We start from the raw sequence: 21,819 nt of genomic DNA on the forward strand, positions 1-21,819 counted from the left end.
TTATCCAGCGTTTTTTGCGCCCGACTATCCATGATCAGCACTGAACTCAAAACCACGATCCAGGGCGCCTATTCGCGTTTTCTCGAAGCCAAGAGCTTGAAACCGCGTTACGGCCAGCGCCTGATGATCGCCGAAGTGGCGAAAGTCCTCGGGGATATCGACACGGACGACGAGGGCCGCCGCGAGGGCGAACCCGCGGTCGTGGCCGTCGAGGCCGGCACCGGTACCGGTAAGACGGTGGCCTACAGCCTGGCTGCGATACCTACCGCCAAGGCTGCGGGCAAGCGCCTGGTGATCGCCACGGCGACCGTGGCACTGCAGGAGCAGATTGTCTACAAGGACCTGCCCGACCTGATGCGCAATAGCGGCTTGAGCTTTACCTTTGCCCTGGCGAAGGGGCGTGGCCGCTATATGTGCCTGTCCAAGCTCGACGTATTGCTGCAGGAAGGCCACGCGCAGACCGCCACGGCATCGCTGTTCGAAGAAGAAGGCTTCAAGATCGAGGTCGATGAGGCCAGTCAGAAGCTGTTTACCAGTATGATCGAGAAACTCGCCGGCAATAAATGGGACGGCGATCGCGACAGCTGGCCCACCGCCCTTGAAGACTCCGACTGGGCGCGCCTGACCACCGACCACAGTCAGTGCACCAACCGCCATTGCCCCAACTTCGGTCAGTGCGCCTTCTATAAGGCCCGCGAAGGCATGGGCAAGGTCGATGTGATCGTCACCAACCACGACATGGTGCTGGCCGACCTGGCCCTGGGCGGCGGTGCCGTCCTGCCGGACCCGCGCGACACTCTGTATGTGTTCGACGAAGGTCATCACCTGCCGGACAAGGCCATCGGCCACTTCGCCCATTACACCCGGTTGCGTTCCACCGCCGACTGGCTGGAAACCACCGCCAAGAACCTCACCAAGCTGCTGGCCCAGCATCCGCTGCCGGGCGATCTGGGCAAGCTGATCGAACAGGTGCCTGAGCTGGCGCGTGATATCAAGACCCAGCAGCAGTTCATGTTCAGCGCCTGCGAGCAGGTGGCCGACTTCAAGCCCGGCGAAGACGTGGAAGGCCGTGAGCGGCCGCGTCACCGGTTTGTGGGCGGCATGATCCCTGAGCATATGCGCGAAATGGGCATTGAACTGAAGAAGGGCTTTTCACGCCTGACCGACCTGTTCACCCGTCTCACGGACCTGCTCAAGGAAGGCATGGATGGCGAGGTCAATATCGGCATCGCCAGCAACCAGGCCGAAGAATGGTACCCGCTGTTCGGCAGCCTGCTGTCTCGTTCTCAGGGCAACTGGGAGTTGTGGACGGCGTTCACCGTCGAAGACCCGGAAGACAACCCGCCCATGGCGCGCTGGCTGACCTTGTCGGAAAGCGGTGCGCTGTTCGATATCGAGGTCAATGCCAGCCCGATCCTCGCTGCTGAAATGTTGCGCCGCAACCTGTGGAACGTGGCCTACGGCTGCCTGGTGACCTCGGCCACGTTGACCGCCCTGGGCACCTTCGACCGCTTCCGCATGCGCGCCGGCCTGCCGAAAAAAGCCGTCACTGCAGTGGTGCCGAGCCCGTTCCATCATGCCGACGCTGGCGTACTGCGGGTGCCCGACCTCAAGGCCGACCCTCGGGACGCGGCGGCGCACACTGCGGCGATCATCCGCGACCTGCCCGAGCTGGTCGAAGGTTCGCGGGGCACCCTGGTGCTGTTTTCGTCGCGCAAACAGATGCAGGACGTATTTGACGGCCTTGACCGCGACTGGCGTAAACAAGTGTTTATCCAGGGCAACCTGTCCAAGCAGGAAACCTTGAACAAGCACAAGGCGCGCGTCGATGGCGGTGATTCCAGCGTGTTGTTCGGCCTGGCAAGCTTTGCCGAGGGCGTGGACTTGCCTGGCGCCTACTGCGAACACGTGGTGATCGCCAAGATTCCGTTTTCGGTTCCGGATGACCCGGTCGAGGCCGCGCTGGCCGAGTGGATCGAAGCCCGAGGCGGCAACCCGTTCATGGAAATCTCGGTGCCCGATGCTTCCTTGAAGCTGGTGCAGGCCTGCGGGCGCTTGCTGCGCACCGAGCAGGACCGGGGCACCATCACTTTGCTCGATCGCCGCCTGGTCACCCAGCGCTATGGCAAGGCAATCCTGAATGCCTTGCCGCCGTTCAGGCGCGAAATTTCTTAAGCCACCGTGGGCGAACTCGCCCACTTCGTGGTCTATCTCATGTATGTCATCAGGCCAGTCATCGGCCGTTTGGGAGAACCTTGTTCGTATGATTCGCACGCTGCCCGCTCTTTTTGCCCTGCTGTTCGCTGCGCCCTTGATGGCCGCGCCTGCCGGGCAACAAACCCTGTTCAACTTCGTCCGGCCCGCTGATGTGGTCAAAGTGGCGACCCAGGACGCCAGCCTGCCGCAATACAACGCCGAACAAACCCCCGAAGGCGAGGTGCTGCGCCGTATCACCTTCAACCCGGCGGCCGAGCCGAGCCTGGTGCTCAGCCCGCAGACCGGCGTGTGGGACTGGTCGCAATCGGGCGCCATGAGCCTGCGTATCCAGAGCGCCATGAATTGGGCGTTGACCCTCTACGTCAAAGTACAAAGCGCCGACGGCAAGACCCTGGTCAGCCGCATCGACCTGCCGGCCGGCCCGGCGCAGACCTTGCTCGTGCCGCTGCAAGCCAACTCGCCGCTGACCCAGGGCATGAAGGCCGGCCCGCCGATGCCGATGACTGTGGATGGCCAGCGTGTGCTGTTGGCCGCCAGCGGCGGGGAAATCGACCGCAACCAGGTGGTGTCGGTGACGCTGTCTATGATCAAACCGAATGCTGCCCAGAGCATCCTGCTGGAGCGCTTTGGCGTGCAAGACAGCGAGCCGGTGATCAAGGCGGCCTACAGCGAACTGGTGGACGCTTACGGCCAGTCGACCCGTGCGCGCTGGCCGGAAAAGGTCAGCACCGACGAACAGCTCAAGGCCGCGGCGGCCAAGGAGCAGCAACAGCTGAAGGTGTGGCTTGCCGAGCGTGACAAGTCCTCGCTGGACCAGTACGGCGGCTGGAACAAAGGCCCGGCGTTCGACGCCAGCGGTTTCTTTCGCACTGAAAAGCGCGACGGTCGCTGGTACCTGATCACGCCGGAAGGTCACCCGTTCTACTCGTTGGGAGTGAATACCGTGGCCCCGGACAACAGCCAAACCTACGTGGCCGGGCGCGAGTGGATGTTTGCCGCGTTGCCCAAGGCGGGTGAACCGTTCGATAAGTATTACGGCAGCGGCGATAACCGTACCGGCAACGGGGCGGGCGAGGGGCGCGGTTTTGGCGCGGGGCGTTGGTATGATTTCTATGGTGCCAACCTGCAGCGCACATACGGTAAGGAAACCGGCTCCGACGGAGTCGACCAGAAACGCTGGATGACCCACACCCTCGACCGTTTGCAAGCCTGGGGCTTCAATACCGTCGGCAACTGGAGCGACCCTGACCTGGCCACGGCCGACCGCGTGCCCTACACCTTGCCGCTGTCGATTGTGGGTGATTACGCCAGCATCAGTACCGGCACCGACTGGTGGGGCGGCATGCCCGACCCGTTCGACCCACGGTTTGCCATGGCCACTGAACGCGCGGTGGCCATTGCCGCTCGCGATCACCGCGACGACCCGTGGCTGATCGGCTTCTTTGCCGACAACGAACTGGCCTGGGCCGGCCCAGGCGACGACGCGAAATCCCGTTACGCCCTGGCCTACGGCACCCTGCGTATGACCACCGACGTACCGGCCAAGCGAGCCTTCCTCAAGCAACTGCGCGACAAGTACCGCAACGAGGAAGGGCTGTCGAAAGCCTGGGGTATCCAATTGGCGGGCTGGGAACTGATGGAAGACCCAGGTTTCGAGCCGCCGATGCCGAATCCCGAGCACCCTGAAATTGAAGCCGACTTCAAATATTTCCAGAAGACCTTCGCCGACGCCTACTTCAAGACCATCTCCGACTCGCTCAAATGGCACGCGCCCAATCAGTTGCTGCTGGGTGGACGTTATGCGGTGAGCACCCCTGAAGCAGTGGCAGCCTGCGCACAGTATTGCGATGTGCTGAGCTTCAACATGTATACCCTCAAACCTCAGGACGGCTATGACTTTGCCGCCCTGCGCGCACTGGACAAACCGGTGCTGATCACCGAATTCAATTTCGGCTCGACCGACCGTGGCCCGTTCTGGGGCGGGGTGACGCAGTTGGCCACAGAAGAAGAACGGGGCGCGGCCTACGCTGCGTTCCTCAACCAAGCCATGGCGGAGCCATCGATTGTTGGCGTGCACTGGTTCCAGTACCTGGACCAGCCGGTGACCGGCCGCTTGCTGGACGGTGAAAACGGCCACTTTGGCCTCGTGGGCATTACCGATGTGCCGTTTCAGGGCTTCGTCGACAGCGTGCGTAAGAGCAATCTCGCGGCGGTCGACCAGCTCGGCAAGGCGGCGGAAAAAGCCAAGGCGGCCGGCGCGGCGCGTGAGAGCGAAGGTGGCCGAGCAGGCCAGGCAGGCAAAGGCGCGGGCCAGGGCGCCGGGCACGCGGGCGGGCACTCTGGAAATGGGCATTGATTCGTCGTTGACGGGTTCACAAACCCCCTAATGACTGGAACAATGTCGGCCACTTTTCATGATGTTTTTTTGAGGTCGCTCAGGTGCAGATTCAGGGTCATTACGAGCTCCAGTTCGAAGCGGTACGTGAAGCCTTCGCCGCCTTGTTCGATGACCCTCAAGAGCGCGGTGCCGGGCTTTGTGTCCAGGTCGGCGGCGAGACGGTTGTCGACCTGTGGGCCGGCACCGCCGACAAGGACGGCGCCGAAGCCTGGCACAGCGACACAATCGTCAATCTGTTCTCCTGCACCAAGACCTTTACGGCGGTCACTGCCCTGCAACTGGTGGCCGAGGGCAAGCTGAAGCTGGACGCGCCCGTGGCCGATTACTGGCCGGAATTCGCGGCGGCGGGCAAAGAGGCCATTACCCTGCGCCAGTTGCTCTGCCATCAGGCCGGGTTGCCGGCGATCCGCGAGATGCTGCCCACCGAAGCCTTGTACGACTGGCAATTGATGGTCAACACCCTGGCGGCCGAAGCGCCGTGGTGGACACCCGGCCAGGGCCATGGCTACGAGGCGATCACCTATGGCTGGCTGGTCGGTGAACTGCTGCGCCGTGCCGACGGGCGCGGGCCTGGAGAGTCGATCGTGGCGCGGGTGGCGCGGCCGTTGGGGCTGGATTTCCACGTGGGCCTGGCGGATGAAGAGTTTTATCGTGTCGCCCATATAGCCCGCAGCAAAGGCAATATGGGCGATGCAGCGGCACAACGGTTACTTCAAGTAATGATGCGCGAACCCACGGCAATGACTACGCGTGCATTTGCCAATCCGCCGTCTATTCTGACCAGCACTAATAAACCCGAATGGCGGCGCATGCAGCAGCCAGCGGCAAATGGTCACGGTAATGCGCGCAGTCTGGCTGGGTTTTATAGCGGCTTATTGGACGGTAGTTTGCTGGAAAGCGACATGCTCGAACAATTGACGCGTGAACACAGTATCGGGCCGGATAAAACCTTATTGACCCAAACCCGTTTCGGCCTGGGTTGCATGTTGGATCAACCTGAGTTGCCCAATGCTACCTTCGGCCTTGGCCCACGCGCGTTCGGGCATCCCGGAGCAGGTGGCTCGGTCGGGTTTGCCGACCCTGAACATGATGTAGCGTTCGGTTTTGTGACTAATACCTTGGGGCCCTATGTACTTATGGACCCACGGGCGCAGAAGTTGGTCGGAATATTGGCCGGTTGTCTATAAACCCCTTGCTGTTTCACAATTTTTTGTTACAAAGACACGTATAAGAAGACGCTGAACGCAATGATGTAACTTCAATGTTCTTAAGCGTCGGTTTAACGGGGCATCTGGCCCCCCTGGTTTTTTCTCATTTTGTGGATATCTCATGTTATCGAACAAGTCCTTGGCACTGGCGCTGTGCCTCACTATTACGGGTTGTGCACAAACTCCACAGAATGATGCCGAAGGTGGGCATTGGTGGTCATTTGGATCAGACAAGGCTGCTACCAAGGACGCAGTGACCCAAAACGACGCCAAGCCGGACGCCAAGCCTGCTGCCGACGCCAAGCCTGCCGCACCCGTCGCCGCTGCTTCTGCTCCGGCAGCCAAGGCCGACACAGGCTCCAGCTGGTGGCCATTCTCCACCAAGAGCGCTGATGAAAAGGCCTCCGACGACAAGGCCGACCTGAAAGCAGACCTCAAGGCAGCCACTCCAGCGCCGACCGTGGCCAAGACCGACACTGAAGCCCATTGGTGGTGGCCGTTCGATACCAAGCCAAAGCCATTGGCCAAGGTCGACGTGACCAACGTGCAGATGCCTGATCCGAAAATCACCCAGGCCTGGTTGGACGATTACGAGCCGCGCCTGCGTGCCGCCATCAAGGACAGCAACCTGCAACTGGAGCGTCGTGACAACGTCCTGGTGGTGATCGCCCCGGTGGACGGTTCCTACAACCCGAAACGCCCGGCCATGCTGCTGCCGGTAACCCTGGGCCCATTCACTCGCGTTGCCAAGGCCGTTGAAGCGGATCCAAAGACCGCCGTACTGGTTCTGGGTCACGTTGATGCCACCGGTAGCGCTCCGGCCAGCCAAGCGTTGAGCAAGGAACGTGCGCAGTCGATTGCCTCGATTTTCAGCCTCAGCGGTTTGAAGCAGGATCGCCTGATGCTGCGGGGCATGGGCGACTTGATGCCACGTGCCGCCAACGACAGCGCTCCGGGCCGTGCGCTGAATCGTCGCATGGAAATCATGTTCACTCAGCGTACAACGATGTTGGCGCTGTTGAGCAAGTACAACTCGGGCAAGACCCCGCCTGTGGCTGAGATGGTTGCCGTGCAGGATGTTCCCGCACCGGCTCCTGCGGCAAAAGCGCCTGCGAAGAAAGCGCCAGCCAAGAAAGCCGCCGCCAAGCCAGCCGCTAAAAAGGCTGCGGCCAAACCTGCGGCCAAGAAACCAGCTGCGGCCAAAGCCAAGGCGGCCGCACCGGCGAGTAACGACCAGGCGAAAAACTGATCCGTTGAACCAGAAGGATAACGCCGCATGACCCAGGCACTGGCCGATATGCGCCGTGACTACACACGGGACGGTTTGAGCGAGGCCCAGGCCCCGGACGAACCGTTTGCCTTGTTCCACCAATGGTTCGCCGATGCGGTGAAAACCGAGCCGGCACCGGTGGAGGCCAACGCCATGACCCTGGCCACGGTCGACCAGGACGGTCGGCCGCACTGTCGCATCCTGTTGCTCAAGGGCCTGGATGCGCAGGGCTTTACCTTCTTTACCAACTATCAGAGCGCCAAAGGTGAACAACTGGCGGCGCGCCCGTTCGCAGCAATGACCTTTTTCTGGCCGACCCTCGAGCGCCAGGTGCGCATTGAAGGGCGGGTGGTCAAGGTCACGCCTGAAGAGTCGGATGCTTATTATCAGGTGCGTCCTTTGGGCAGCCGTCTGGGTGCCTGGGCGTCGCCGCAGAGCCAGGTCATTCGTGATCGCGAAGAACTGCAGGCACTGCTCAAGGCAACCGAAGAGCGTTTCAGCGATACCCAACCCGATTGCCCCGAGCATTGGGGAGGCTATCGTTTGTTGCCCGAGCGCATCGAGTTCTGGCAGGGCCGCGCCAGCCGCCTGCATGATCGCCTCAACTATCGCCTGCAAGCGGGCCAATGGACGCGCGAGCGTCTTGCGCCCTGAGCGTTTCCTTTCGTCATCTCAGCTGAATCATGCCCTTCGCGCCGAAGTCTCTATGCAAGAGATTTCGGCGTTTTCGGCTATATGGCTACACTGATCAAGCACGCTATGGCATGGTTCGGTTTAGCTACCGCTCGTCGATTTTTGTGGTGCCGACAGCCTGTACTCAGGCTGAATGAAAGCACTTTTCTGCCTGGCTCGCCGTGACAGGCGCCAAGCTGCAGCGTTTAATGAATACCTGTCCTTTGGAGTTGATGCTATGCGTAAGTCCGTTTTACTAGTTGCCTGCTTTACCACCCTGTCATTGCTGTTGGGTGGCTGCGCCTCGAGTCTGACCGGCGACTCGTACTCCCGTGACGAGGCGCGTCGCGTACAGACCGTCCGCATGGGTACCATCGAATCCCTGCGCCCGGTCAAGATCGAAGGCACCAAAACCCCAATCGGCGGTGCTGCAGGTGCAGTCATCGGCGGCGTTGGCGGCAGCGCCATCGGCGGCGGCCGTGGCAGCATCGTTACCGCTGTGATCGGCGCGGTAGCCGGCGGCCTGCTGGGCTCGGCCACTGAAGAAGGCCTGACCCGCACCCAGGGCGTGGAAATCACCGTTCGTGAAGACGACGGCAGCATGCGTGCTTATGTGCAAGCCGTGCAGGAAAATGAAATTTTCCGCATTGGCGACCGCGTGCGCATCATGACGGTGGACGGTACCAGCCGCGTTACTCGCTGACGGCGTAGGCAACGGGCGAAGAAAAACCCCAACCGGGTAACCGGTTGGGGTTTTTTGTTTTAGTGGTGCAGCAACTCAGGAGGGTTGAACGGACTTGCGACTCGCCATCGCCGTCACTGCGTAACCAATAAACGCCGCCACTATCGAACCGGTCAGAATCCCCATCCGATCCTCGCCCGCAAATTCGCTGGCTCCTGGCACGAATGCCAGTGAGCCGACAAACAGGCTCATGGTAAAGCCGATCCCACACAGAATGGCCACGCCCAGCACCTGGCCCCAGTTCGCACCGCTGGGCAACGAGGCGATGCCCGTCTTGATGGCCAGCCAGGTAAGGCCGAACACACCGACGGTCTTGCCGATCAACAGGCCGGCGGCGATGCCCATGGGCACGTGGTGGGTAAAACTTTCGAGGCTGACGCCGGTGAGGGACACCCCGGCGTTGGCAAACGCGAAGAGCGGCAGGATAGCGTAGGCCACCCACGGGTGCAGGGCATGTTCCAGGGTCAGCAGGGGCGAGGTTTCGGCATTCTTGGTGCGCAACGGAATGCAGAACGCCAGGGTCACCCCGGCCAGGGTGGCATGGACGCCGCTCTTGAGTACGCACACCCACAGGATCAGGCCGATGATCATGTACGGTCCGAGCTTGACCACACCCAGGCGGTTCATCGCAATCAAGGCGATCAAACACGCCGCCGCGCCCGCCAGCGAAGCGCCGGACAGGTCGGCGGAGTAGAACAGCGCGATGACGATGATGGCACCGAGGTCGTCGATGATTGCCAGGGTCATCAGGAACAGCTTCAGCGACACCGGCACGCGTTTGCCCAGCAGCGCCAGGACGCCCAGCGCAAAAGCGATATCCGTGGCCATCGGGATTGCCCAACCGGCGAGGGCTGCCGGGTTGTCCTTGTTCAGCGCCCAGTAGATGAGCGCCGGTACGACCATGCCGCCGATCGCCGCTGCGCCGGGAAGGACCACCTGCGACGGTTTGGACAAGTGGCCATCGAGCAGCTCGCGTTTGACCTCAAGACCGATCAGCAGGAAGAACAGGGCCATCAGCCCGTCGTTGATCCACAGCAAGGCCGGCTTGGCGATCTGCAGCGCGCCCACCTGCGCCACCACGGGCGTGTCGAGGAAGGCGCCGTACAGGTGTGACAACGGTGAATTGTTGATAATCAGTGCCAAGGCGGCAGCGGCGATCAGCAACAGGCCGCTGGCGGCTTCCAGCTGGAAGAAACGGGTGAAAGTGCTACGCAGAGGCACGGGATGCTCTCCAATCGAGGTTCAATAGATGGGTACCCTAACCCGTACCGTTAGTTGTTAAAACAAAAGTTATATTCTTATTTGTTATAAGCGTACGGCGCAGCTTGTGGTGCGTCTAAGCCTAGCAATTGTGTGACCAATTGAGTCGTCACTGTATCTGTGTGCAGTGTAGGAAACCCCCTAATATCGCGCTGAAATTCTTAGAGAAGCCACCTCATGAGCGACCACCGTCCCTGGGCCCGCGAAGCCATTCGCATCATTGAAGCGGATTTCCAGCGCAGCGCTGACACCCATCTGATCCCTTTGCCGTTGCCGGGCTTGCCGGGTATCGAGCTGTATTTCAAGGATGAGTCCAGTCACCCGACCGGCAGCCTGAAACATCGGCTGGCGCGCTCGCTGTTCCTGTACGCGCTGTGCAATGGCTGGCTGAAGCCCGGTGCACCGGTGATCGAAGCGTCCAGCGGTTCGACGGCGATCTCCGAGGCCTATTTCGCGCGCCTGCTCGGCCTGCCGTTTATTGCCGTGATGCCCGCCACCACTTCCCAGGAAAAGATCGCCCAAATCGCCTTTTATGGCGGCAAGAGCCATCTGGTGCAGGACCCCACGCAGATCTACGCCGAATCCGAACGTCTGGCACAGGAAAGCGGCGGTCACTTCATGGACCAGTTCACCTACGCCGAGCGCGCCACCGACTGGCGCGCGAACAACAACATCGCCGAGTCGATCTTCCAGCAGTTGCGCTTCGAGCAACACCCGGAGCCGAGCTGGTTGATTTCCAGCCCCGGAACCGGCGGCACTACCGCGACCCTGGGGCGCTATGTGCGCTATCGCCAGCATTGCACCCGCGTGTTGTGTGCCGACGCCGAACGTTCGGTATTTTTCGATTATTACCTGAGCGGCGACGCCAGCCTGCGCCTGGACTGCGGCTCGCGGATTGAAGGAATTGGCCGGCCACGGGTGGAAGCCTCGTTTTTGCCGACTGTGATCGATGCGATGGTCAAGGTGCCGGATGCGCTGTCGTTGGCGGCGATGCATTATCTGGCCGAGCGGTTAGGGCGGCGAGTGGGCGGTTCCAGCGGGACGAACCTGATCGGTGCCCTGGTGGCGGCGCACCAGATGAAAGCGGCGGGGGAGTCGGGGTCGATCGTGGCGATCTTGTGTGATGGGGGCGAGCGCTATGCCACCACTTACTATGATCAAGCATGGCTGGCGGGGCAGGGCTATGCGTTGGAGGGCCTGATCGCCGCGGTCGCAGCAAGTGTCGAACGCGGCGATGCGCTACCCGGCACTGTCTTGCGCGCCAATATCTGATACACCGCAAACCAAATGTGGGAGGGGGCTTGCCCCCGATTGTGGTGTATCAGTCAAAGATGCTCCGACTGAACGACTGCTATCGGGGGCAAGCCCCCTCCCACATGTGTACAGCGGCGTTCTCAGGCCTCGATGCCCAGCATATCCCGCGCCAACGCCTCGGCGATGCGAATCCCGTCAACGCCCGCCGACAGAATCCCACCGGCATAACCCGCGCCTTCACCGGCCGGGAACAAGCCTTTCACGTTCAAGCTCTGCATCGACTCATTACGGGTAATCCGCAGCGGCGACGAAGTGCGCGTCTCGATACCGGTCAAGACCGCATCGTGCAGCGAGTAGCCTTTGATCTGTTTCTCGAAGGCCGGCAAGGCTTCACGGATGGCTTCGATGGCGAAGTCGGGCAGGGCCAGGGCCAGGTCACCCAAGGCTACCCCCGGCTTGTAGGACGGTTCCACGCTGCCGATAGCCGTGGACGGCTTGCCTGCGATGAAATCGCCGACCAATTGTGCCGGGGCCTCGTAATTGCTGCCGCCGAGGACGTAAGCATGCGACTCCAGGCGCTCCTGCAGTTCGATACCGGCGAGGGGGCCGCCTGGGTAGTCCACCTCAGGCGTGATGCCAACCACGATGCCCGAGTTGGCGTTGCGCTCATTACGTGAGTACTGGCTCATGCCGTTGGTCACGACGCGATGGGGCTCCGACGTCGCGGCCACTACGGTGCCGCCAGGGCACATGCAGAAGCTGTAGACCGAGCGGCCGTTCTTGGCGTGGTGCACCAACTTGTAATCGGCGGCGCCGAGTTTCGGGTGCCCGGCGTATTTGCCCAGACGTGCGGCGTCGATCAACGACTGCGGGTGTTCAATACGGAAGCCCACCGAGAACGGCTTGGCCTCCATGTACACGCCCCGACCGTGAAGCATGCGGAAGGTGTCGCGGGCGCTGTGGCCCAGGGCCAGGATCACGTGCCGGGAGAGGATTTGTTCGCCGCCGTCGATGACCACGCCGTGCAACTGGCCATCTTCGATCAGCACGTCGGTGACCCGTTGTTCGAAGCGCACTTCACCGCCCAGGGCAATGATCTGCTGGCGCATGTTTTCCACCACGCCGGTCAGACGGAATGTGCCGATGTGCGGCTTGCTGACATAGAGAATCTCTTCCGGCGCGCCGGCCTTGACGAACTCGTGCAGCACTTTGCGCCCGTGGAACTTCGGGTCCTTGATCTGGCTGTACAGCTTGCCGTCGGAGAAGGTCCCGGCGCCGCCTTCGCCGAACTGCACATTGGACTCGGGGTTGAGCACGTTTTTGCGCCACAGGCCCCAGGTGTCCTTGGTGCGCTGGCGCACTTCCTTGCCCCGCTCAAGGATGATCGGCTTGAAGCCCATCTGTGCCAGCAGCAGCCCGGCGAAGATTCCGCAGGGGCCAAAGCCAACCACGACCGGCCGTTCGACCAGGCCTTGCGGTGCCTTACCCACCACGTGGTAGCTGACATCCGGTGCCGGGTTGATGTTGCGATCATCGGCAAACTTGAGCAGCAAGGCGGCTTCGCCCTTCACATTCAGGTCAATGGTGTAGATAAAGCACAGCTCCGAGGACTTCTTGCGGGCATCGTAGCTGCGCTTGAACAGGGTGAAATCGAGCAGGTCATCACTGGCGATGCCCAGGCGCTGCACGATGGCGGGCCGCAGGTCTTCTTCGGGATGGTCGATGGGCAGCTTGAGTTCGGTGATTCGTAACATGACAGGATCCGGTAGGCGGCGGGCAAGGAGGCCGGCGGTTTTGCAAACCGGCGATTATAAGCCCCAATGGCGCTTTTCCGTCAGGTTAAAACAGCGCAGGGCGCAATCAGTCGTCCCGCGAGCCGCCAAATGCCGCGCAACCACGCTGTACCTGGCCGTTTACACGCAGCTCGGCGCTCATGTGTTGCAAGCTGCCGCTCATGCTGTCGACGCATCGCTGCGGGGCGACCCACAACTCGATGTGCTGGTTATTGGCGTCGGTCATCAGGTTGAAGCGCCCATCCCCCAGTTGCTCCTCGACATACGGCACTGCCAGGGGCGGCTGGCCTTCTCGTTCGAGCACCATGCCCTTGGCCGTGACGCTCATCGCCCAGGCCGGCTTGTGGCCGTTTGCGCGCAGGATCATGCGTTTGAAGTCCGGGTCGCCACAGGCTGAGGTCGAGCGTTCGACGCGATACAGCTGTTGCAGGTCCACTGAGCCCTGGGTGCCGCTGGCAACGCCGGAAAACTTGCCACGCAGATCTGCAAACAGCGCGCCTTGCTGACCGGCCAGGGAGGCGGCTTCCTGCAGGATGCTGGTGCCACCGGTGTCGTTGACCACGTAGTTGCGCTGGTCGTTGCAAGGCTGGAACAGCAGCTTGCCGTCCACCGCCGTCAGTTCACCCTGCATGCGGGTCAGCCCGACGGTAGAGACCTTGGCAGGCTCGCTGTCGAACATCTGGCAAGCGGCGAAGAAGGGGAACAGGGCTAGCAATGTAAGGGTCGAGGCGGCACGCATTTTCGGTCTCCAGACAGGTGCCGTCACGTTACGCAGGCTTGCGCCGCATCACAAGCCTGCGACCCAGCTTCAGGCGTTTCTTACAGCCGTGAAACTCAGCCCACGATAAAGGTCTGACCGGTCTGTAAACCCTCGACACTTTTTGCGTAGGCCAAAGCCACTTCGGCGGCGGGCACCGGTTTAAACCCACGGAAATAGGGTGCGTAGCTGCCCATGGCTTCCAACAGCACCGTCGGGCTCACGGTGTTAATGCGCAAACCGCGTGGCAGTTCAATTGCCGCTGCCTTGACGAACGCATCCAATGCGCCATTCACCAGCGCCGCCGAGGCGCCGGTGCGAATCGGGTCACGGTTCAAAATACCGCTGGTGAAGGTAAACGACGCGCCGTCATTGGCGAACTCACGGCCGATCAACAGCAGGTTCACCTGGCCCATCAGCTTGTCACGCAGGCCCAGTTCGAAGTCTGTTTCGCGCATGTCGCTCAGCGCTACGAAGTTCACGTTGCCTGCTGCGCAAACCAGCGCGTCGAACGTGCCGGTCTGCTCGAACAACTTGCGAATCGAGGCGGTGTCACTGATGTCGACCTGCAAGTCGCCGCTGTTGCGGCCGATGGCGATCACTTCGTGACGCTGTGCCAGCTCTGCCTTGACCGCTGAACCGATCGTGCCGTTGGCACCAATCAAAAGAATTTTCATCGTGCTGTTCCTCCAAGAGCCAGTTGAAGGAAGAGTCTAGTGTGGCTTTTTCACCGAATAAACGCGCTAATAGGCAACCTTTGGTTTTCAAATGGAAACAATCGATGAGCGAAATGGATGACCTCGCCGCCTTCGCCGTGCTGATAGAAGCGGGCAGCTTCACCCTGGCGTCCGAGCAATTGGGTTGCAGCAAGGGGCAGTTGTCCAAGCGGATCAGCCAGTTGGAGGCGCAGTACGCCGTGGTGCTGCTGCATCGCACCACGCGCAAGCTGAGCCTTACCGCCGCAGGTGCGGCATTGCTGCCTCAGGCACAGGCGCTGGTGTTGCAGGTGGAACGTGCGCGTCAGGCCTTGGCGCGGCTCAACGATGACCTGGCCGGGCCGGTGCGTATGACGGTTCCGGTTTCATTGGGAGAAACCTTCTTCGATGGTTTGTTGCTGGAGTTTTCCAGGCAATACCCACAGGTGCAGATCGAGCTGGAGCTCAACAACCGCTATCGGGATCTGGCGCGGGACGGGTTCGATCTGGGTGTACGCTTGGACGCCATCGAGAATGAGCGGCTGGTGGTCAAGCCACTGCTGGCCTGGCACGAGATGACCTGCGCCAGCCCGGCCTATCTGCAACAGCACGGCGAGCCGCTGCGCCCGCAGGATCTGGCCGGCCACACCTGTTTGCTCAACAGCCATTACAGCGGCCGCGAGGAGTGGCTGTATCACCAGCAGCATGAGTTGCTGCGTGTGCGGGTCAGCGGCACCTTCGCTTGCAACCACTACAACCTCTTGAAAAAAGCCGCATTGGTGGGCGCCGGTATCGCTCGCTTGCCGTCCTACCTGCTCCCGGCGGAATTGGCGGATGGTCGCTTGCGCTGGCTGCTGCGTGACTATCAGACGCGCAGCCAGCCGATGTACCTGGTGCATCCCTACCAGGGTGGCCTGCCGCGGCGCATCCAGGTATTGGCCGACTACCTGGTGGACTGGTTCAAGCGCAGCGGCGCGGCCCTGGACCGTCTTCAGCGGTAGCGACGGGCGATCCAGTGGTCGATGGACAAGCGGCCCGGGCCCTTGGCAACCAACAGCAATAACAGCGCAAGCCAGGTGCCATGGGTCGGGTAGGCGTCTGGATAGACAAACAACTGAATGGTCAGGGTCATGCCGATCAGGGCAAGGGCTGCGAATCGCGTGGCAAACCCCAGCAGGATCAACACCGGGAAAAAGTGTTCGGCAAACGCTGCCAGGTGCGCGGCGACTTCGGGCGACAACAGCGGCACGTGGTATTCGCTGCGAAATAACGGCAAGGTCGAGGCCGCAAGTTTGGGTTCGCCGAGCTGGAAGGTGCCGCTGACCAGATCGATGGCGAAACCTTCGACTTTGGTCTGCCCGGATTTCCAGAACACCGCCGCGACAGAGAAGCGTGCAATGAAAGCGATCAGGCTGTAAGGGATTTTTTCGAAAAGTGCGATGGCCCGGTTGAGCAGGTGGGCAGCGGGACGGTTCATGGCGATACCTTTTGTTCCAGGTGTAAATGAGTAATGGCGTCGTGGCTGATCAACAGCGCCAGACACCGGTGGAGTTCGAATTCGGACGAGACCCGTAAGGCATGCTCCACAGCGGTTTCCAGTTTCATGCCTTGGCTCAGGCATTCAATAAAGGCCACCGAGCCGCTGTCGATGGCGAACACCTTCACCGCCAAGCCCTGGCGCAGGATCAGTGCGTTTTGCGCAGGCCATGGGTTCAAGCCGGCAAGGCCGTCGTCAGTCTGGTGCGCGGCCCATATCGCCACGACCGCATAGCAAGAGTTCAACGTGGCGAGCGACGGGTGCAGTTGCAGGCTTGACTGCCCCACGTCTGCGTGACCTTGCAGGCAGTGAAGAATGTGTTGCTGGCACTGCGCCGGGATGTCCGGCGCGTGATAAGCACGAACACCGCAGGCGCTCCAGCCGTGCGACATCGGCGAGATAGGGCACGCTGGCAGCCGGTTCGAATGCCTGGATAAAGTCCGCCAGACTGCTGCCGTACTCGTTGATCAACGGGCTGGTGGGAGGGTTGGCCTGAACGAAAAGACCGGCCATGGCGCGGAAAAATTTATCGCCCACCAATTGCAACGTCACGGGATAGCTGGCCGCCAAGGCATTGATCAACGAGCTGTGGACGTTATTGCGATACACCGCGAAGCGACTGGCCGGGTCTGCGCCGTTGCTGCTGAACAACCCGTCCGGACAGGAGCCGTCCGCCGCGATCAAGGCGTTGGCAAATGCGCTCTGAAGGCTCATGAAATCACCTGCAACAGATGCCGTTCGGCTTGCCTGGCTTCAGCGTGCAGCACGCTGAAGGCCGGCACCTGGTTATCTCGCTCGATCAGCGTGGCGACCGGCCCCGTGCGGTTGAGCAGCTGTTTGTATAGCTGCCACACCGCCTCGTCGATCGGCGCGCCGTGATCGTCGATGAGCAACCTGTCGCCCAGGCTGTCGGTGTCTTCGGCAAAGCCGGCCAGGTGTATCTCGCCGACGGCCTGCAAAGGTAAGGCATCGATGTAGGCCAGCGGATCGCGCTGATGGTTGATGCACGACACGTAGACGTTATTCACGTCCAGCAACAAACCGCAGCCGGTGCGCCGAATAATTTCGCTGAGGAAGTCCGTTTCGTCCAGGGTGGAGCGTTGAAACTGCACATAGGTCGACGGGTTCTCCAGCAGCATCGGCCGCTTGAGCGCGCTTTGCACCTGATCCACGTGCTCGCAGACACGCGCCAGGGTTTGCGCGTCGTAGGCCAGGGGCAGCAAGTCATTGAGAAACACCGGGCCGTGGCTGGACCAGGCCAGGTGTTCGGAAAAAGAGTGGGGTTGATAGCGTTCGATCAGCCTGGCCAGCCGTGCCAGGTGCTCAGGGTTGAGTGGGCCTTCACCGCCGATGGAGAGACCCACGCCGTGCAACGACAGTGGGTACCGTTCGCGAATCAAGCCCAGATAGTGGTGAAAAGGGCCGCCGGCGACCATGTAGTTTTCGGCATGCACTTCAAAGAAACCGATGTCGGGGCAGGTCTCAAGCACTTGGTTGATGTGCTCGGTCTTCAATCCCAGCCCCGCCCTGTGAGGGAGGCCGGACACTTGAGCCGGTGAGGCCGTAGGCTGGGATGAAAGCGTCATCATCTGTCCTCAGGTTTGCGGGGGTTCAGGACTTGGCGGTAAAGGCTGCTTCCTGACCGAAACCGGTCGGTGAGGTGGTGCTTGGGGTTTTCGTGCAAGTGCCGGCGGGTACCAGCTTCCAGGCGTTGGCCTGGTCCTTGGTTTTGGACGTACCGGCGCAAGAAGTGCCGGCGCCGGCGGCGCAGTCGTTCTTGCCGGCCTCGGCGATGCCGAAGCATTTCTGCATGTCATCGGCCGCATGGGCGGTGGCGGTCAGGGCAGACAGGCTCAAGGCCGAGCCAAGGGCCAGGACGAGGGTGGCAGCGGACAGTTTGGTCGTCATGATGTATCTCCAGCAGTGGGTTGATTGGCAGGCTTGATTGCCTGCTTGCACCACTAGAGAGAGGGGGACGAACTTCGTTACAAGCCGGCCGAAAATAATTGTAAGCATCACGCAAAGCAAATGTGGGAGGGGGCTTGCTCCCGATGGCGGTGTATCAGATACCCATAGGCTATCTGACACTCTGTCATCGGGAGCAAGCCCCCTCCCACATTTCAAGCCGGTTCATCCAGCAACCGTTTTAACCGCCCAGGTACGCCTCACGCACCTTTGGATCAGTCAGCAGTTGCTCGCCGGTGCCCTGCATCACCACTCGGCCGTTCTCCAACACATAGGCGCGGTCGGCAATTTTCAGTGCCTGGTTGGCGTTCTGCTCCACCAGGAACACCGTCACCCCGTCCTTGCGCAACTGCTCGATGATGTCGAAGATCTGCTGGATGATGATCGGCGCCAAGCCCAGGGACGGTTCGTCCAGCAGCAACAGCTTGGGCTTGCTCATCAACGCCCGGCCGATGGCGAGCATTTGCTGCTCGCCGCCGGACATGGTGCCGCCGCGCTGGCTGAAGCGCTCCTTGAGCCGCGGGAACAGGTGCAGCACCTTGTCCATCTGCGCCTCGTAGTCGCCCTTGTCGGTAAAGAAGCCGCCCATGGCCAGGTTCTCTTCCACGGTCAGGCGCGAGAACACGCGACGGCCTTCGGGCACCACCGCGATGCTCTTGCGCATGATTTCGGCGGAGTGCTTGCCCACCAGTTCTTCACCCATGTAGCGGATGCTGCCGCTGTGGGCCTGGGGCGAACCGCACAGGGTCATCAGCAACGTTGACTTGCCGGCGCCGTTGGCGCCGATCAGGGTCACGATCTCACCCTGACGCACTTCCACGTTGACGCTGTGCAGGGCCTGGATCTTGCCGTAGAAAGTGGAAACGTTTTCGAATTGCAGCATTTTACGCTTCCCCCAAATAGGCTTTGATCACTTCGGGATTGTCGCGGATCTGCTCCGGCGTCCCGTCGGCCAGCGGCGTGCCCTGGTTGATCACGACGATATGGTCGGAAATGCTCATGACCAGTTTCATGTCGTGTTCGATCAGCAGCACGGTGGCGTTGTTTTCCTCGCGCAGCACGCTGATCAGCGCCTTGAGGTCTTCGGTTTCCTTGGGGTTCAGGCCGGCGGCCGGTTCGTCGAGCATGAGGATCCGCGGGCGGGTCATCATGCAGCGGGCGATTTCCAGGCGACGCTGCTGACCATAGGCCAGGGTGCCGGCCGGGCGGTTGGCGAACTCGGTCAGGTTGACCTTATCCAGCCAGTACGCCGCGTACTCCATGGCCTCGCGCTCGCTCTTGCGGAATGCCGGCGTCTTGAACAGGCCTGCGAAGAAGTTGGTGTTCAGGTGACGGTGCTGGGCGATCAGCAGGTTTTCGACCGCTGTCATGTCCTTGAACAGGCGCACGTTCTGGAACGTGCGCACCACGCCCTTACGGGCGATCTCGTGGCCGGCCAGGCCCTGGATCGGCTGGCCGTCCAGCAGGATGCTGCCACCGCTCGGCTTGTAGAAACCGGTGAGGCAGTTGAACACCGTGGTCTTGCCGGCGCCGTTGGGGCCGATCAGCGCGACCACTTGTTTTTCCTTGACGGTCAGGGCGACGCCGTTGACCGCGAGCAGGCCGCCGAAGCGCATGCTCAGATTTTCGACTTTTAGGATCTCGCGGCTCATTTGCGCAGCTCCATGTGTGGACGTTGCATGGGCAGCAGGCCTTGAGGGCGCCAGATCATCATCAGCACCATCATGGCGCCGAACATCAACATGCGGTATTCGCTGAACTCACGCATCATTTCCGGCAGCAGGATCATCACAATCGCGGCGAGGATCACACCCAGTTGCGAGCCCATGCCGCCCAGTACCACGATGGCGAGGATGATCGCCGACTCGATAAAGGTGAACGACTCCGGGGTCACCAGGCCTTGGCGCGCGGCGAAGAAGCTGCCGGCGAAACCTGCAAATGCAGCGCCCAGGGTGAAGGCGGAAAGCTTGATGATGGTCGGGTTCAGACCCAGGGCGCGGCAGGCGATTTCATCTTCGCGCAAGGCTTCCCAGGCGCGGCCGATCGGCATGCGCAGCAACCGATTGATCACGAACAGCGCTGCCAGCGCCAGCAACAGGGCGACCAGGTACAGGAACACCACCTTGCTCACCGGGTTGTAGGCAATCCCGAAGTACTCATGGAAAGTCTGCATGCCCTCAGCCGCGCTACGGTCGAACGACAGGCCGAAGAACGTTGGCTTGGGAATGCTGCTGATGCCATTGGGGCCACCGGTGATATCGGTGAGGTTACGCAGGAACAGACGGATGATTTCACCGAAACCCAGGGTTACGATCGCCAGGTAGTCACCGCGCAGGCGCAACACCGGGAAACCCAGCAGGAAGCCGAACGTGGCCGCCGCCATCCCCGCCAGTGGCAGGCAGATCCAGAAGCTCCAGCCCAGATAGTGCGACAGCAGCGCGTAGGTGTAGGCCCCCACGGCATAGAAGCCCACATAACCCAGGTCGAGCAGGCCGGCCAGGCCGACCACGATGTTCAGGCCCAGGCCCAGCAACACGTAGATCAGGATCAGGGTGGCGATGTCGACCGCGCCGCGCGAGCCGAAGAACGGCCAGATCAACGCGGCGATGATCAGGCCGATGATGATGTAGCGCTGGGTGCGCGGCAGGGTCAGGAATTGGCTGACCTTAGGCGACACCAATGGGCCACGGTTGCCCTTGAACAGGGCACCGACCTGCTGGGTGAACAGCACGCGCAGGAACATCAGCACCGAACACAGGGCGATCACGGTCAGGGTCAGCGGCCCTGTGCCATGCACTTCCAGGTTGATGCCAACAATGCTCAGCTTGAGACCGAGTACCGGAAAGGCCACGGCCCATACCAGCAAGGCGCTGAAAAACGCCGATTTAAGATATCTGCTCATACTTTCTCAACCTCCGGGCGGCCCAGGATGCCGGTCGGACGGAACAACAACACCAGGACCAACAAGCCGAACGCCACGACGTCCTTGTACTGGTCACCGAAGATATCGGCGCCAAAGGCTTCGGCCACGCCCAGTACCAGCCCACCGAGCATGGCGCCCGGAATACTGCCGATACCGCCCAATACCGCCGCGGTAAAGGCCTTGAGGCCTACCAGGAAGCCGGCGTTGGGGTTGATCACGCCGTACTGCATGCTCAGCAACACGGCAGCGACCGCCGCCAGCGCAGCACCGATCACGAAGGTCAGGGCGATGATGTTATTGGTGTTGATGCCCAGCAGGTTGGCCATCTTGATGTCTTCGGCGCAGGCCCGGCAGGCGCGGCCCAGACGAGAGCGGGAGATGAACAGCGTGAGGCCGAGCATGGCCACCAGGGTGACGATGAAGACCAGGATCTGCATGTAGGAAATCAGTACTTCTTGCGCACCACCGGGACCGAAGGAGATGCTCCCCGGAATCAGGTTGGGAATGGACTTGTCCTTGGAGTCCTGGGACAGCAATACCGTGTTCTGCAGGAAAATCGACATGCCGATGGCGGAAATCAGCGGGATCAACCGGTTGCTGCCGCGCAAGGGACGGTAGGCAACACGCTCGATACTGTAGCCATAGGCACTGGTCACGACGATCGACGCAAGGAACGCAGCGGTCATCAACAGCGGCAGGGAGTGGATACCCATCATGGCCAGCCCGGCGAGGGCGATGAAGGCCACGTAGGAACCAATCATGTACACCTCGCCATGGGCGAAGTTGATCATTCCAATGATGCCGTAAACCATTGTGTAGCCAATGGCTATCAAGGCATAGGTGCTGCCAATGGTCAGGCCATTAACCAGCTGTTGGAAAAAATGATAGATCTCAGGCATTACAGCGCTCCTAAAAACCCGATACGCATTTCACTGGTGGAGTCATGTTCCGGCCCTGCGCTGTGTTCTGTGAGCACATTTGCACAAAGCGTTTGCCAGCGAACCGCTGGTGACGGTTTTAAGATTTTCAGGTGAGCCAGCGCCCGGATCGCGGGTGACATGGCCCATAAACCTCGTAAAACAAAGCCCACTGCTCTCACAGTGGGCTTGTTGGACCAGTAACGCCTGG

At 61.2% G+C, this 21,819-nt stretch carries 19 protein-coding genes and 1 pseudogene; 8 read left to right on the top strand and 12 right to left on the bottom strand.

Annotated elements, in window-relative coordinates; all coding sequences use genetic code 11:
• The first annotated feature begins 30 nt into the window (after positions 1-30).
• From dinG to QF045_RS09335, 6 genes are all read left to right on the top strand, one after another.
• Positions 31-2,175, top strand: a complete 2,145-nt coding sequence (dinG, locus tag QF045_RS09310; RefSeq protein ID WP_306491945.1) for an ATP-dependent DNA helicase DinG — start codon at positions 31-33, stop codon at positions 2,173-2,175.
• 88 nt (positions 2,176-2,263) lie between these two features.
• Entirely contained in the window at positions 2,264-4,573 is a 2,310-nt protein-coding gene (locus QF045_RS09315; RefSeq protein WP_306491946.1) for a beta-galactosidase, read from the top strand.
• An 83-nt stretch (positions 4,574-4,656) separates the two neighbouring features.
• Complete coding sequence (locus tag QF045_RS09320) at positions 4,657-5,802, top strand: serine hydrolase domain-containing protein (RefSeq protein ID WP_306491947.1); 1,146 nt, start codon at positions 4,657-4,659, stop codon at positions 5,800-5,802.
• Positions 5,803-5,944: 142 nt separating this feature from the next.
• Complete coding sequence (locus QF045_RS09325) at positions 5,945-7,072, top strand: OmpA family protein (protein ID WP_306491948.1); 1,128 nt, start codon at positions 5,945-5,947, stop codon at positions 7,070-7,072.
• A gap of 27 nt (positions 7,073-7,099) precedes the next feature.
• A complete protein-coding gene (pdxH, locus tag QF045_RS09330) occupies positions 7,100-7,747 on the top strand; it encodes a pyridoxamine 5'-phosphate oxidase (RefSeq protein ID WP_306491949.1) in 648 nt (215 codons plus the stop codon).
• Between the two features lie 256 nt (positions 7,748-8,003).
• Positions 8,004-8,468, top strand: a complete 465-nt coding sequence (locus QF045_RS09335; protein WP_003189251.1) for a glycine zipper 2TM domain-containing protein — start codon at positions 8,004-8,006, stop codon at positions 8,466-8,468.
• A 75-nt stretch (positions 8,469-8,543) separates the two neighbouring features.
• On the opposite strand, the gene nhaA is transcribed toward QF045_RS09335, so the two are convergent.
• Entirely contained in the window at positions 8,544-9,728 is a 1,185-nt protein-coding gene (gene nhaA / locus QF045_RS09340; RefSeq protein WP_306491950.1) for a Na+/H+ antiporter NhaA, read from the bottom strand.
• A 216-nt stretch (positions 9,729-9,944) separates the two neighbouring features.
• Here nhaA and QF045_RS09345 point away from each other — a divergent pair, with 216 nt between their 5' ends.
• A complete protein-coding gene (locus tag QF045_RS09345; RefSeq protein WP_306491951.1) occupies positions 9,945-11,039 on the top strand; it encodes a PLP-dependent cysteine synthase family protein in 1,095 nt (364 codons plus the stop codon).
• A gap of 122 nt (positions 11,040-11,161) precedes the next feature.
• On the opposite strand, the gene QF045_RS09350 is transcribed toward QF045_RS09345, so the two are convergent.
• The 3 genes from QF045_RS09350 to QF045_RS09360 form a co-directional block, all read right to left on the bottom strand.
• Positions 11,162-12,775, bottom strand: a complete 1,614-nt coding sequence (locus QF045_RS09350) for an NAD(P)/FAD-dependent oxidoreductase (protein ID WP_306491952.1) — start codon at positions 12,773-12,775, stop codon at positions 11,162-11,164.
• A gap of 106 nt (positions 12,776-12,881) precedes the next feature.
• Positions 12,882-13,553 (bottom strand): COG3650 family protein, encoded by a 672-nt coding sequence (locus QF045_RS09355; RefSeq protein ID WP_306491953.1) that lies wholly within the window; start codon positions 13,551-13,553, stop codon positions 12,882-12,884.
• A 95-nt stretch (positions 13,554-13,648) separates the two neighbouring features.
• Positions 13,649-14,248, bottom strand: coding sequence for a short chain dehydrogenase (locus tag QF045_RS09360; RefSeq protein WP_306491954.1), 600 nt, complete (start codon positions 14,246-14,248; stop codon positions 13,649-13,651).
• Positions 14,249-14,352: 104 nt separating this feature from the next.
• Here QF045_RS09360 and QF045_RS09365 point away from each other — a divergent pair, with 104 nt between their 5' ends.
• Positions 14,353-15,267 carry a LysR family transcriptional regulator gene (locus QF045_RS09365; protein ID WP_306491955.1) on the top strand — a complete coding sequence of 305 codons (915 nt, stop codon included), beginning with the start codon at positions 14,353-14,355 and terminating at the stop codon, positions 15,265-15,267.
• Here the strand turns inward: QF045_RS09365 and QF045_RS09370 are convergent.
• From QF045_RS09370 to livH, 8 genes and pseudogenes are all read right to left on the bottom strand, one after another.
• Entirely contained in the window at positions 15,258-15,743 is a 486-nt protein-coding gene (locus QF045_RS09370; RefSeq protein WP_306491956.1) for a DoxX family protein, read from the bottom strand. The two genes, QF045_RS09365 and QF045_RS09370, sit on opposite strands and share 10 nt — an antisense overlap.
• A pseudogene (locus QF045_RS09375) lies at positions 15,740-16,517 on the bottom strand (DUF2063 domain-containing protein). The gene QF045_RS09370 and the pseudogene QF045_RS09375 overlap by 4 nt, the downstream one beginning before the upstream one ends.
• Entirely contained in the window at positions 16,514-17,392 is an 879-nt protein-coding gene (locus QF045_RS09380) for a DUF692 domain-containing protein (protein WP_306491957.1), read from the bottom strand. The pseudogene QF045_RS09375 and the gene QF045_RS09380 overlap by 4 nt, the downstream one beginning before the upstream one ends.
• Before the next feature lie 22 nt (positions 17,393-17,414).
• Positions 17,415-17,711 (bottom strand): DUF2282 domain-containing protein, encoded by a 297-nt coding sequence (locus QF045_RS09385; RefSeq protein ID WP_306491958.1) that lies wholly within the window; start codon positions 17,709-17,711, stop codon positions 17,415-17,417.
• Positions 17,712-17,949: 238 nt separating this feature from the next.
• A complete protein-coding gene (locus QF045_RS09390) occupies positions 17,950-18,651 on the bottom strand; it encodes an ABC transporter ATP-binding protein (RefSeq protein ID WP_306491959.1) in 702 nt (233 codons plus the stop codon).
• A 1-nt stretch (position 18,652) separates the two neighbouring features.
• A complete protein-coding gene (gene livG / locus QF045_RS09395; RefSeq protein ID WP_005785832.1) occupies positions 18,653-19,420 on the bottom strand; it encodes a high-affinity branched-chain amino acid ABC transporter ATP-binding protein LivG in 768 nt (255 codons plus the stop codon).
• Positions 19,417-20,670: a high-affinity branched-chain amino acid ABC transporter permease LivM gene (locus QF045_RS09400; protein ID WP_306491960.1), complete on the bottom strand. Its 1,254-nt coding sequence runs from the start codon at positions 20,668-20,670 to the stop codon at positions 19,417-19,419. The genes livG and QF045_RS09400 overlap by 4 nt, the downstream gene beginning before the upstream one ends.
• Positions 20,667-21,590, bottom strand: coding sequence for a high-affinity branched-chain amino acid ABC transporter permease LivH (livH, locus tag QF045_RS09405; RefSeq protein ID WP_065951982.1), 924 nt, complete (start codon positions 21,588-21,590; stop codon positions 20,667-20,669). The genes QF045_RS09400 and livH overlap by 4 nt, the downstream gene beginning before the upstream one ends.
• Positions 21,591-21,819: the final 229 nt, after the last annotated feature.

The organism is Pseudomonas sp. W4I3 (assembly GCF_030816195.1).
GTDB lineage: Bacteria > Pseudomonadota > Gammaproteobacteria > Pseudomonadales > Pseudomonadaceae > Aquipseudomonas.